This is a genomic window from Stenotrophomonas sp. NPDC077420 (assembly GCF_044543385.1).
Classification (GTDB): domain Bacteria; phylum Pseudomonadota; class Gammaproteobacteria; order Xanthomonadales; family Xanthomonadaceae; genus Stenotrophomonas.
In genome coordinates this window covers 131,170-143,416 of record NZ_JBITVZ010000008.1, presented here as the reverse complement: position 1 = coordinate 143,416, position 12,247 = coordinate 131,170, and the positions used below count along the sequence as shown (strand labels likewise).

Sequence of the window (12,247 nt, the reverse complement as noted above, 5' to 3'; positions counted from 1 at the left end):
GCGCGACGCAATTCCTTTGGGTATGAACGCCAACCTGCCCCAGCCCGCCGGCGAGCCGCCGGTCTCCCCCCGCACCGACCGCGGTCGCGTGATGCGGGCGTTCAACCTGAGCCTGGCGTTCGTGCTGGTGCTGGTGGCGGTGTTCACCGCGCAGGGCCACGTCGACTGGCGGCCATGGGCCGTGGCACCGCTGGAATCGGCCGGGCTGATGGGCATTCTGGGGGCGCCGCTGCTGCATGGGTCGGTGCAGCACCTTGCTGCCAATAGTTTTGCGCTATTGATTCTTGGAACATTGGCAGGGAGCGTCTATCCGAAGGCAACGCTGCGGGCCTTCCCCTTGCTGTGGGTCGGTTCGGGCCTGGGGGCTTGGTTGCTGGGCGATATCGGCAGCCACCACCTGGGCGCCAGCGGCATCACCCACGGCCTGATGTTCCTGGTGTTCGTGCTCGGCCTGCTGCGCCGCGACCGCCCGGCCATCGCCGCCGGGCTCATCGCCTTCCTGTTCTACGGCAGCATGCTGATCACCATCCTCCCGCACGAGCCGGGGGTGTCGTGGCAGTCGCACATGGGCGGCGCCCTGGCCGGCATCGTCAGCGCGCTGCTGTTCCGTCTTTCCGACCCGATGGCCCCGCGCAAGCGCTACAGCTGGGAAGAGGAGGACGAGGACGCGCTGGACGCGCCGCGCGACAGCGACCTCGAGCCCCCCTCCCCGCACCGGGTGCCGGTGTTGTGGCAGCCGCGCGAAGGGCAGGATTTCGTCGTGTTGCCGTTCCGTCCGCGGGATTCGGATTCCTCCCGGTAGGCATCGCAAGGAACGGTAATGCCGTTCCTAACGTCGCTTGCGACGGCCCGAAGGGTGCCCGCCATCGGCGGGCATACCGTTGGTCGATGCGCTGCGTGACGATCATGTTCCGTACCGACCAACGGTCGGTACCTACCGGCCAGGCGTGGTTTACGGGGTGCCGTCCACTGCTTTGCGACCCAACGCCGGATCATCGGTGAAGAACGCATCGATCCCCGTGGCCAGGTAGGCCCGGATCTCGGCCACCGAGCCCTCCGGATTGCGCGCATTGGCCTCGCCCTTGCGGAACCCGGCGGCCAGGAACGTGTTTTCCGGGCGGAAGGTGTACGGCACCACCAGCAGGCCGGCGGCATGCGCATCGCGCACCAGCGTGGTCGGCGTGCCCAGGTGGCCGGCGGCGTCCAGCGGAATCACCATGCGCAGGTTCGGGCCAATGCCATCGGCGTAGCCGGCGATCTGGTCCAGCCCGGCGGGCGTGATCATGTCGGCATAGCGCTGGCTGCCTTTGGCGGCAAGCACGTCGCCCGGCTGCTGCTTCGGATCGCCCAGCAACTGCAGCAGGCGGATGTTGGTGTCGTGCCCCAGGGTGCTGCGCAGGTAACGCAGGTTGCCCACCTCGAAGGACTGGATCGTCACCGGGGCCACGCGGGTATACGGGTTGGCCTGGAGGGTTTTCACCAGCAGGTCTTCCATCGGCAGGCCGATACCCTTGAAGTAGGTACCGTGCTTGATCTCCGGCACCAGCCCGATCCCGCGCCCGGCGCGGCCGGCCTGCTGGACCAGGAAGGCGATGATCTCGTCCAGCGTGGCAATGCGGAACTGCCCGTCGAAGGCGGTGCTGCGCAGCTGCGGCAGGCGCTCGCGGGCGTACAGGGTTTTCAGCTCGGCCAGGGTGAAGTCTTCGGTGAACCAGCCTTCGATGCGCTCGCCATCGATGGTCTTCGTCGTCCTGCGGCTGGCGAATTCGGGATGGGTGGCCACATCGGTGGTGCCACTGATCTCATTCTCGTGCCGCGACACCAGCACGCCGTCCCGGGTCATCACCAGGTCCGGTTCGATGTAGTCGGCGCCATCGGCAATGGCCTGCGCATACGCAGCCAGGGTGTGCTCGGGCAGCAGCGCGCTGGCGCCGCGATGGCCATAGACCGCCACCTTTACCGCGGGAGGAGAGGATTCAGCGCTCATGGCCCCCGATGGTGCCACGGCCAGCGACAACAGCAACGCACAACCCCACGACGACTTCGACACTGCACACCCCTGTTGGTACTGCCCCGCCGAATCGGCTGGGCCGGAAAAGACGTGCGGCATTCTGACAGCGCGGTGTTACAGGGGAAAGAATGCGTGTCCCGACGCGATCGGGCGACCCCCCGTCTGGTGCGACCAAACATCGTAGTGACACGCCACGCGTGTCAACGCCATCATCCTGCGTTCGAATGCTTGTAAATGCAGCCCACGCATCATTTCCCGATACAGAAGCTCGAAAAAATCCGGCCCAGCAGATCATCCGCGCTCATCCGCCCGGTGATCTCGCCCAGCGCCTCATGCGCCAGCCGCAGTTCCTCGGCGGTCAGCTCCAGGTGTTCATGCACCAGTTCGGCTTCGGCGCGTTCGGCGTGGCCGATCGCAAGGGTGATCGCTTCCACGTGGCGGGCGCGGGCGGAAAACTCGCCATCCACGCTGTCGCCGGCGCTGCCGCTCGCCAGCTCGCGCAGGCGTGTGTGCAGGCGGTCGAGGCCCTGGCCGGTGGCGGCTGAGACGTGCACCACGTTGGCGTCGATATCGGCGGGCAGCGCGTCCAGCAGGTCGCTCTTGTTGTGGATCCACAACTGCAGCGGCACGTCGGCGATGGCATCGGCCACGGCGGCATGGCCGGCCTGCGGGTCGCGCGCGTCGAGCACGATGATGGCCAGGTCGGTGCGCTGCATCTCCGCGCGCGCGCGGCGCATGCCTTCGCGTTCGATGGCATCGCCGCCGTCGCGCAGGCCGGCGGTGTCGACCAGGGTCAGCTCCAACCCATCAATGCGGATGGTTTCGCGCAGGGTGTCGCGGGTGGTGCCGGCGATATCGGTGACGATGGCGCGTTCGCTGCCGGCCAGCGCGTTGAGCAGTGAGCTTTTGCCTGCGTTGGGCGGCCCGACCAGCACCGCGTGCAGGCCGTCGCGCAGGCGGCGGCCGCGCTCGGCGTCGTCGCGCAGCGTCGCCAGCGCCAGCTGCACTTCGCCCAGGCCCTGCCGGACCTGCTCGCCGCCCAGCGTATCCAACGGTTCGTCGGCGAAGTCGATCGCCGCTTCCACATGGATGCGCAGGCGCACCAGCTGCTCGCCGACGTCTTCCACCCGGCGCGAGAACACGCCGTCCAGCGAGCGCCGCGCCGCGCGCGCGGCACGGGTATCGCTGGCGGCGATCAGATCGGCGATGGCCTCGGCCTGGGCCAGGTCGAGCTTGCCGTTGAGGAAGGCGCGTTCGCTGAACTCGCCGGGCCGGGCCTGGCGGGCACCGAGCGCAATGCAGCGACTGACCAGCTGCTGCAGCACGACGGGGCTGCCGTGGCCCTGCAGTTCCACCACGTCTTCGCCGGTAAAGCTGCGCGGTCCGGGGAAATACAGCGCGATGCCGTCATCCAGCACCTCGCCGGCGGCATCGCGGAGGCGCGCGTAGTGCGCGTGCCGGGGCTGCAGTTGCGGGCAACCCAGATCCACGGCAATGCGCAGCGCCTGCGGGCCGGACACGCGCAGCATGCCCACGCCGCCGGCACCGGGCGCGGTGGCGATGGCAACGATGGTGTCGGTGGCGGCGTTCATGGCTCAGAGCTTCTCCAACTGCGCGCGGGCCTGGGCAGCGCCGCTGCCCTGCGGCTGCAGCGCCAGGTAGGTGGTGTAGGCCTGCCGGGCCTTGGCCTTGTCGCCGGCGTGGAAGTAGGCATCGCCCAGGTTGAGGTGGGCGACCGCGCGTGAGGGGTCGATCTTCAGCGTGTTTTCGAGCCAGCGTGCCGCTTCAGCGTAACGCTGCTGGCGGTAGTAGACGAAGCCGAGGTTGTTGGCCGCCTGGGCGAAGTCCGGTCGCAGCTTCAGCGCTTCGGTGAACTGGGCAACGGCCTCGTCATAGCGCTTCTCGCGGTACAGCTGCAGGCCACGTTCGTTGGCCTGCTGCGCGCGCTGGCGGTCGGAGGTCGGCACGGCGGCCGGCACCACCAGGGTGCTCTTGCCGCCCTGCAGGTCGGCCACGGTCACTGGCGCCTCACCGGCGGGCTTGGCATCCTGCGCGGCATCGACCCGGTTGTTGAGCGCGATCGCGTCCGCCGAGAGCTGGCGGGTATCGGCAGTGAGGTATTCCTGGCTGTCCGGCACCTGGAACACGAACTCACCGCCCTGCGAACCGGGCAGGCTGCCGAACGCCGGGGTCTGCCGCGACACCGCCGACACCGCCGGCGCCACGTAGGCCGCCAGTTCGGTGCCGGTGATCAGGCCATCGCCATTGAGGTCGCCCTTGCCTGCCAGCGCCTGCAGCAGCACCCAGGTGAACACCGAATGGCCGTTCGGACCGCTGTCGGCCACCTGCTGGTCGCTGCCACCGGCGGTGAGCATCTGCCGCGCGCTGCGCTTGGCGTTCTCGCGCAGGAAGGCCGACGACGAGGGGCCGCCACGGGTCAGGCCCAGGCCGCTGTAGCAGGCATCCATCACGAACATCACATGCTTGGCCTGCAGGCTTTCGGCGATGTTCTGGATGTCGGTCATCGCGATGGCATCGGTGGCGAACTCGTTGGGGTCCGAATCCACCGGGATGATGTAGCCCAGGTCGCGGCCCGACGCCAACCGACGCGTGGCGCCATGGCCGGCGAAGAACACGAACACGCGGTCGTTACGTCCGGTGCGGTCATCGGCCAGGCGGTCGTGGAAGGCGGCCAGGATGTTGTTGCGGGTGGCCTGCTTGTCCTTCAGCACGATCACCTGCGAGGACGGGAACCTGAACTGCCCGGTCAACGTATCGGCGATGGCCTGCGCATCGTGGCTGGCGTATTCCAGCCGCGGCCACTTGGCGTACTCGTCGATGCCGATCACGATCGCCCACGACTTCTCGTAGCCGGTGGTCACGGTGGCTTCGCTGGCAGCCGCGCTGCGCGGGCGGCTGACGGTGAACTCGCGGCCATTCCAGCCGGCGAACTGGTAACCCTCGGCAATCAGCCGGTCCAGGATCTGCGGCAGGGCCTTCACCGCGCGGTCGTGGATGTCGTGGAACAGGATGATCCCGCGCTGTTCCTTCTGCACCTGGCCCAGCACGCGCTGCACGATCGATTCGGGCACCGGGTCGGCCCAGTCCATCGAATCGATGTTCCACATGATCGACTTCAGGCCGGCCTCGTTGAGCAGCTGCAGGCCTTCGGCGTTGCGCGCGCCATAGGGGAAGCGAAACAGCGGCGCGCGGCGCTTGTCCACGTCCTTGAGCAGCGTGTCGGTGGCCAGCACCTGCTGGCGCAGCGCCTCGCCGGTGGTGCGTGACAGCTGCGCGTGGGTCAGGCTGTGGTTGCCCACCGCGTAGCCCTGTTCCATCAGGGTGCGGCTGATACCGGCCATCGGACCCAGCTTCACGCTGCCATCGGCATGCACTTCGCCCAGGTTGCGGCCCACTTCGAAGAACACGCCCGGAACATCGTAGCGCTTGAGGATGGCCACCACTTCGTCGGTGTAGGCCTTGTGCGGGCCGTCATCGAAGGTGAGCACCACGGTCTTGGGCGGCAGGTCGCGGCCGAAGATCTCGCGGTCGCTGTCCTTCATCGACATCGGATAAGGCTCGATCACGCCGTAATCGCGCAGGATCGCCTCGCGGCTGTATTGCTTGTGCAGGTGGGCCAGGTAGTCGTCCCACTTCTCGCGCTTGAGGGTGATGGCGCGGGTGCGGTCGAAGCGGCTGAAGATGTTGGTGATTTCCTGGTTGTAGGTGCGCTCGATCTCATCGAGCGCGTCCAGGTCCTCGCCCACGCGCTGGTGCAGCTTCACCGCCGGCAGCGAGGAATCGGTGCCGATGCGCTCGTGCAGGTCACGCAGTACTTCGCGGAATGCCAGGCGGTCGGCGTCGTACAGCGCCGGCGCCGATTCGATGTAGTCCAGCACCGTGCCCAGGGTGGCAAAGCGCTGCGGGCTGCCGTCGCGCAGCAACGCATCGAACTGGGTGGCAATGGCCTGGCGCTGGTCCAGCCCGTCGTGGAACAGCTGCTGGCCGATGCGGCTGGAGGTGTCACGGTCACGCGCGGACTGCTGCGCTTCGTCGGCCAGCAGCACGATGATGCGACGGTGGCCGTCGAGCTGCTTCTGCAGGGCGGTAAGCAGCGGCGCGGCCGCGGGGTCGGCGGAGGCCGCAGCCTGCGCGCTGGGCTGCGTCGGGGTCGACGTTGCCGGGGCGGCGGGGTCGTTGTTGCCGCAGCTGGCAACGGCCAGGGTCAGCAGCAGCAGGGACGGCAGGCGGAACAACGACGACGCACGGGGCATGGGGAGCTCGGTGAGGTGCTGCGGGTGGGTGAATGCACGCGATTGTATCGCCGGCAAAGAAAAACCCGCCGGAGGGCGGGTTCTCTCTTTTGAACGCCAGACGACCAACGGTCGTCTGCCACCGATTACTTCTTGGCGGTGGCCGGGACCGGGTCGCCGCCGTGGCGCTTGGTCATCCACCACTGCTGCAGCAGGCCCAGTCCGCCGTTGACCACCCAGTACAGGACCAGGCCGGACGGCATGAAGGCCATCATGACGCCGAAGATCAGCGGCATCATCTGCATCATCTTGGCCTGCATCGGGTCCATGCCCGGCGCCGGGGTGAGCTTCTGGGTGGCCCACATCACCGCCACGTTGATCACCGGCAGGATGAAGTACGGGTCGCGTGCGGTCAGGTCCTGGATCCAGCCCAACCACGGGGCCTGCCGCAGTTCCACCGATTCCACCAGCACCCAGTACAGCGCGAAGAAGATCGGCATCTGGATGAGGATCGGCAGGCAGCCGCCCATCGGATTGATCTTCTCCTTCTTGTACAGCTCCATCATCGCGGTCTGGAACTTCTGGCGGTCATCGCCATAGCGTTCCTTGAGCTGCGCGATGCGCGGCTGGAAGCGACGCATCTTGGCACCGCTCTTGTACTGCACCGCCGACAGCGGGTACAGCACCAGCTTCAGCAGCACCACCAGGCCCACGATGGCCCAGCCCCAGTTGTTGACGACCTTGTGGACCTGGTTCAACACCCAGAACAGGCCCTGGCCGATCACGGCCATGATCGAGAAGCGGCTGTAATCGACAACGCGATCCAGGCCCGGCACATCTTCCTTGGCGATCTGGTTGACCAGCTTCGGGCCCACCCACAGGCGTGCCTCGCTGCTCACCTGCTGGCCCGGGGCCACGGTGAAGGCAGGACCCGTGGCCTGGATCTGGTCGCGGCCGTCGTGCTGGCTCAGCTGATAGTTCGCAGCCTGGTCCTTCTGCGGCACCCAGGCGGTGAAGAAGTGGTGCTGCAGCATGGCGATCCAGCCGCCGGTGACCTGCTGGTTCAGCGGGCCATCGTCCAGGTAATCCTTGAACGCACGCCGCTGGTACTTGCCGTCGTTATCGAACCAGGTCGCGCCGTTGAAGCTGAACGAGTCCGGGTTGGTCATGCTGCGCGACAGGATCGTCGGCGTACGGTCCAGGGTGCGGTACACGTAGCCGCTCCACGGGGTGGTGCCCGCGTTGATCACTTCGTCCTTCACCTTGACCGCGTACTCGTTGCGGTTGACGGTGAAGGTACGGCGGATGCTCACGCCGTTCGGACCATTCCACACGAACGGGATCTGCAGTTCGTTCTGGCCCTTGGCCAGCACGAAGTCCCTGGCGTCGCCCACCAGGGTGAAGCCGCTGGCTTCAGGCACCGGCATGCTCTTGTCCTGGCTGGTCCAGCCGGTCACCGCGCGGTACGGATGGGCCGGGTCTTCGGTCAGCAGGCGCACCGGCGGGCTGCCGTCGTCCTTGGTCTGCGGGAACTGCAGCAGCTCGGCGTCGAGCACGTTGCCGCCGTCCAGCACCAGGCGCAGCACGTCGGTGGTGACGGTCACGCGCGGTGCGCCGGCGCTGGCCTGGGCCGCCGCCTGGACGGCCGGGGCGCTGCCCGGCGCGTGCGGCACGTTGGCGCTGGGCACGGTGCCCGCAGCCCCGGGGACGGTGCCCTGGGTCTGGGCCGCCACCGGCGCGGTCGGGGCCGGCGCGGTTTTGTCGCGCCCCCACTCCATCCACAGCAGGATGGCTACCATCAGCCAGGCAACAATCAGGAAAACGCGGGTCTGGTTCATCAGCGTGCAGGCTCGACGGGGCTGGCAGCAGGTGCCGGCTCGGACTGGGAAAGGGATAGCGGCGGCATTGTGCCGTCCGCGCCTGGAAGGGGCAATGCGCCCAGCCGGCGCAGCAGGCGTTCGAAGGCCTGGCGGATCTCGGTATTGCTTGCGGTACGGGCCGCGCTGCGGGCTACCACGACATAGTCGCCGGCAGTCATCCACGGCCGCAGGTGGCGTGTGGCGTCGCGCAGCACACGCTTGATACGGTTGCGCCCCACGGCCCGGGGGTCGACTTTGCGCGAAACGGCAAGACCCAGCCTGGCCGGCGTATCGCTCTTCAGCCAGTGCAGGGTCATCAGCGGTTCGGACACACGGCGGGCGCCGTTGAAGACCGTTGTATATTCGGCACGCGTACGAACCCGCGCCGAGCGAGGAAATCGCTTGCGCGGGTCGGAACTGCTCACAGTCAGGATTGCGTCTGCCGCGGGAAGCGGCATCGCAATCAAGCGCTCAGGACTTTACGGCCCTTGGCGCGGCGACGCGACAGGATCTTGCGGCCGTCAGCGGTCTTCATACGGGCACGGAAGCCATGGTCGCGCTTACGCTTGAGGTTGCTGGGTTGGAAAGTGCGCTTGGTGGCCATGCGGGGCCTCTATGAAGGGGACGGAAAGAGCCGGAAAGTCTATAGGGCTGCACATGGCCACGTCAAGCCTGTGTCACTACGGGATTTCATCGGCCTGTGCAATAGCTGTGGATCATTTTGTGAATAACTTCGGGACAAGCATTCCCGGACCCGGGCGTCGGTGGTAGTCTGCGCCATCCATTCTTCCCCTTCCGGCCTGCGCTGCGGCGGTTTTCCCTGCCCCTGCGCCGGCCCCAGACGATTATTGCCGATGGATGCCTGGTCACGTTGTCTCGAACGCCTTGAAGCGGAGTTCCCGCCCGAGGACGTTCACACCTGGTTGAAGCCGCTGCAGGCCGATCTGCGCGCGGACATCCTGGTGCTGTATGCCCCGAACGCCTTCATCGTGGACCAGGTGCGCGAACTGTACCTGGCCCGGATCAAGGAACTGCTGCTGCATTTCGCCGGTTTCAGCGACGTTTTTCTTGAAATCGGCTCGCGCCCGCGCGCCGTGGAGGCGCAGATCGCGCCGATTTCGGGCCCTGCCGCACCGGCAGCACTGGCCGAACCCCTGGTGCCCTTCGCCGGAAACCTCGATTCGCACTACACCTTCGCCAACTTCGTGGAAGGCCGCAGCAACCAGCTCGGCCTGGCCGCCGCGTTCCAGGCGGCGCAGAAGCCGGGCGACCGGGCGCACAACCCGCTGCTGCTGTATGGCGGCACCGGCCTGGGCAAGACCCACCTGATGTTCGCCGCCGGCAACGCCATGCGTCAGGCCAATCCGGCGGCCAAGGTGCTGTACCTGCGCTCGGAACAGTTCTTCAGCGCCATGATCCGGGCCTTGCAGGAAAAGACCATGGATCAGTTCAAGCGCCAGTTCCAGCAGGTGGACGCGCTGCTGATCGATGACATCCAGTTCTTCGCGGGCAAGGACCGGACCCAGGAGGAGTTCTTCCACACCTTCAACGCCCTGTTCGACGGCAAGCAGCAGATCATCCTCACCTGCGACCGGTACCCGCGCGAAGTCGAGGGCCTGGAAGCGCGCCTGAAGTCGCGGCTTGCCTGGGGCCTGTCGGTCGCCATCGAGCCACCGGACTTTGAAACCCGGGCCGCGATCGTGCTGGCCAAGGCCCGCGAGCGTGGCGCTGAGATTCCCGACGATGTGGCGTTTCTGATTGCCAAGAAGATGCGCTCCAATGTCCGCGACCTCGAGGGTGCGCTCAATACCTTGACCGCCCGTGCCAACTTCACCGGCCGCGCGATCACCACCGACTTCGCCCAGGAAACCCTGCGCGACCTGCTGCGTGCCCAGCAGCAGGCGATCAGCATTCCCAACATCCAGAAAACCGTGGCCGACTACTACGGGCTTCAGATCAAGGATCTGCTGTCCAAGCGCCGGACCCGCTCACTGGCCCGTCCGCGGCAGGTCGCCATGGCCCTGACCAAGGAACTGACCGAGCACAGCCTGCCTGAAATCGGCGATGCGTTTGCCGGTCGCGACCACACCACGGTGCTGCATGCGTGCCGGCAGATCCGGACGTTGATGGAGACCGACGGCAAGTTGCGGGAAGACTGGGACAAGCTGATCCGGAAGTTGAGCGAATGATGCATGCACGCCACCCGCGCGTCATCGCATAAAACGGTGCAAAATCCGGGTGTAAGCGAGGAACAGGCTGTGGATAAAAACGCTGGCTGAGCGGGCGGTTTTTTTATCCACAGGCTTCCCCACCCCTTGGGGGGTAGTAGTGCAGAGGGTTTCGAGGCTATAAATGCCTTTATTTACAAACACTTAGCTGAGTTTTCCAGCGATTCTGGCACTACCATCACCACCAAGCTTTTGATTTATTCCACATTTTTTTAAAGCATAGGGGCACGGAACCACATGCGTTTCACACTGCAGCGCGAAGCCTTTCTCAAGCCGTTGGCACAAGTCGTCAACGTGGTCGAACGCCGCCAGACCTTGCCGGTTCTGGCTAATTTCCTGGTCCAGGTCCAGAACGGGCAGCTGTCGCTGACCGGTACCGACCTCGAAGTGGAAATGGTGTCGCGGATCGCGGTGGATGACGCCCAGGACGGCGAGACCACCATCCCGGCACGCAAGCTGTTCGAGATCATCCGCGCCCTGCCCGACGGCAGCCGGATTACCGTCTCGCAGACCGGCGACAAGATCACCGTCCAGGCCGGGCGCAGCCGGTTTACCCTGGCCACGCTGCCGGCCAATGACTTCCCGTCGGTAGACGAAGTTGAAGCCACCGAACGCGTTGCCATCGGCGAAGCGACGCTGAAGGAACTGATCGAACGCACCGCATTTGCGATGGCGCAGCAGGACGTCCGTTACTACCTCAACGGCCTGCTGTTCGACCTGCGCGGCGATGCGCTGCGTACCGTCGCCACCGATGGCCATCGCCTGGCACTGTGCGAAACCGATCTGGACAAAGCCAGTGGCGCCAAGCGCCAGATCATCGTGCCGCGCAAGGGCGTAACCGAGTTGCAGCGTCTGCTGGAAAGCGGCGATCGTGAGATCGAGCTGGAAGTCGGCCGCAGCCACGTGCGCGTCAAGCGCGACGATGTGACCTTCACGTCCAAGCTGATCGATGGTCGCTTCCCGGATTACGAGGCCGTGATTCCGATCGGTGCCGACCGTGAAGTGAAGGTGGATCGCGAAGCCCTGCGTGCGTCCTTGCAGCGTGCCGCGATTCTGTCCAACGAGAAGTACCGCGGCATCCGCGTGGAAGTCTCGCCGGGCAACCTGAAGATCAGCGCACACAACCCGGAGCAGGAAGAAGCCCAGGAAGAGATCGAAGCGGATACCACCGTGAGCGATCTGGCGATCGGCTTCAATGTGAATTACCTGCTGGACGCCCTCTCGGCCTTGCGCGACGAGCATGTCGTCATCCAGCTGCGCGACTCCAACTCCTCGGCACTGGTTCGTGAAGCCAGCAGCGAGAAGTCGCGCCACGTGGTCATGCCGCTGCGGCTCTGACCTGTTCCACGTGGAACAGTGCTGAAAAGAACCCGGCCAAGCGCCGGGTTTTTTTTACGTCCAGAACGTTCCACGTGGATCATCGATGAGAACAGCCATTGGAAACCTGGCGTAGCGCCACACCACGCGTGGCTGCCCCTGCATGGGAATCCGCAATCCTTCGGTCCGCGTCTGCAGCACTTTGGTAGCGACCTGCGAAGGGTGGGTGTTTGGGCGCCGGGATTTCACGGCTGATCCAGCCACGCCCTGCGTGGCTCTACGCTTCCCGATCCAGCGTGGCGTGCGGTGTTTTGACCGCGGCTTCAGCGCCCTGGTTTACCGCTCTATGCTTCTAAAAACTGTATATAAATCTAAAGCCAGGTGGTGGTGGTAGAGCCAGAATTGGTTGAAAAGTACCTTATGTTGCTGATTGTAAAGGGTTTATTGGGTCTGAAACCCCCTGTAAAAAGGCGCCTGGGCGTGGGGGTTAGCCTGTGGATATGTTTCAAGCGTGTTCTTGCGGGCTTTCTTATCCACAACCTGCCCCCTGCTTGTGCATAAGTCATACAGCGCGGGTGT

The 12,247-nt window shown here is 65.7% G+C and carries 9 protein-coding genes; 3 read left to right on the top strand and 6 right to left on the bottom strand.

Features of this window, described 5'->3' with window-relative positions; translation table 11 throughout:
• Window positions 1-22: 22 nt before the first annotated feature.
• Window positions 23-802 (top strand): rhomboid family intramembrane serine protease, encoded by a 780-nt coding sequence (locus ACIGII_RS10135; protein WP_399637361.1) that lies wholly within the window; start codon window positions 23-25, stop codon window positions 800-802.
• A gap of 150 nt (window positions 803-952) precedes the next feature.
• On the opposite strand, the gene ACIGII_RS10130 is transcribed toward ACIGII_RS10135, so the two are convergent.
• The 6 genes from ACIGII_RS10130 to rpmH all read right to left on the bottom strand — a co-directional run bounded on the left by ACIGII_RS10130 (window position 953) and on the right by rpmH (window position 8,727).
• On the bottom strand, window positions 953-1,987 hold the full coding sequence (locus ACIGII_RS10130; protein WP_399637358.1) for a glycerophosphodiester phosphodiesterase: 1,035 nt from the start codon (window positions 1,985-1,987) through the stop codon (window positions 953-955).
• A 272-nt stretch (window positions 1,988-2,259) separates the two neighbouring features.
• On the bottom strand, window positions 2,260-3,603 hold the full coding sequence (gene mnmE / locus ACIGII_RS10125) for a tRNA uridine-5-carboxymethylaminomethyl(34) synthesis GTPase MnmE (RefSeq protein ID WP_399637356.1): 1,344 nt from the start codon (window positions 3,601-3,603) through the stop codon (window positions 2,260-2,262).
• Between the two features lie 3 nt (window positions 3,604-3,606).
• Entirely contained in the window at window positions 3,607-6,285 is a 2,679-nt protein-coding gene (locus tag ACIGII_RS10120; protein WP_399637353.1) for a polysaccharide deacetylase family protein, read from the bottom strand.
• Between the two features lie 125 nt (window positions 6,286-6,410).
• The gene (gene yidC / locus ACIGII_RS10115; RefSeq protein ID WP_399637351.1) at window positions 6,411-8,102 is read right to left on the bottom strand and encodes a membrane protein insertase YidC; all 1,692 of its coding nucleotides are present in this window, start codon (window positions 8,100-8,102) and stop codon (window positions 6,411-6,413) included.
• On the bottom strand, window positions 8,102-8,581 hold the full coding sequence (gene rnpA, locus ACIGII_RS10110; protein ID WP_399637449.1) for a ribonuclease P protein component: 480 nt from the start codon (window positions 8,579-8,581) through the stop codon (window positions 8,102-8,104). Before rnpA ends, yidC begins: the two co-directional genes overlap by 1 nt.
• 5 nt (window positions 8,582-8,586) lie before the next feature.
• Window positions 8,587-8,727, bottom strand: coding sequence for a 50S ribosomal protein L34 (gene rpmH, locus ACIGII_RS10105; protein WP_006404565.1), 141 nt, complete (start codon window positions 8,725-8,727; stop codon window positions 8,587-8,589).
• Window positions 8,728-8,977: 250 nt separating this feature from the next.
• On the opposite strand from rpmH, the gene dnaA reads away from it, so the two are divergent.
• Both dnaA and dnaN read left to right on the top strand, forming a co-directional pair.
• Window positions 8,978-10,312, top strand: coding sequence for a chromosomal replication initiator protein DnaA (gene dnaA, locus ACIGII_RS10100; protein ID WP_399637348.1), 1,335 nt, complete (start codon window positions 8,978-8,980; stop codon window positions 10,310-10,312).
• A 276-nt stretch (window positions 10,313-10,588) separates the two neighbouring features.
• Entirely contained in the window at window positions 10,589-11,689 is a 1,101-nt protein-coding gene (gene dnaN, locus ACIGII_RS10095) for a DNA polymerase III subunit beta (RefSeq protein WP_399637345.1), read from the top strand.
• Window positions 11,690-12,247 lie beyond the last annotated feature (558 nt).

Excerpts from the sequence above, each read along its gene's own strand:
- ACIGII_RS10135 (WP_399637361.1), top strand. The coding sequence starts at position 23 with ATGAACGCCAACCTGCCCCAGCCCGCCGGCGAGCCGCCGGTCTCCCCC.
- ACIGII_RS10130 (WP_399637358.1), bottom strand. The coding sequence starts at position 1,987 with ATGAGCGCTGAATCCTCTCCTCCCGCGGTAAAGGTGGCGGTCTATGGC.
- mnmE (WP_399637356.1), bottom strand. The coding sequence starts at position 3,603 with ATGAACGCCGCCACCGACACCATCGTTGCCATCGCCACCGCGCCCGGT.
- ACIGII_RS10120 (WP_399637353.1), bottom strand. The coding sequence starts at position 6,285 with ATGCCCCGTGCGTCGTCGTTGTTCCGCCTGCCGTCCCTGCTGCTGCTG.
- yidC (WP_399637351.1), bottom strand. The coding sequence starts at position 8,102 with ATGAACCAGACCCGCGTTTTCCTGATTGTTGCCTGGCTGATGGTAGCC.
- rnpA (WP_399637449.1), bottom strand. The coding sequence starts at position 8,581 with ATGCCGCTTCCCGCGGCAGACGCAATCCTGACTGTGAGCAGTTCCGAC.
- rpmH (WP_006404565.1), bottom strand. The coding sequence starts at position 8,727 with ATGGCCACCAAGCGCACTTTCCAACCCAGCAACCTCAAGCGTAAGCGC.
- dnaA (WP_399637348.1), top strand. The coding sequence starts at position 8,978 with ATGGATGCCTGGTCACGTTGTCTCGAACGCCTTGAAGCGGAGTTCCCG.
- dnaN (WP_399637345.1), top strand. The coding sequence starts at position 10,589 with ATGCGTTTCACACTGCAGCGCGAAGCCTTTCTCAAGCCGTTGGCACAA.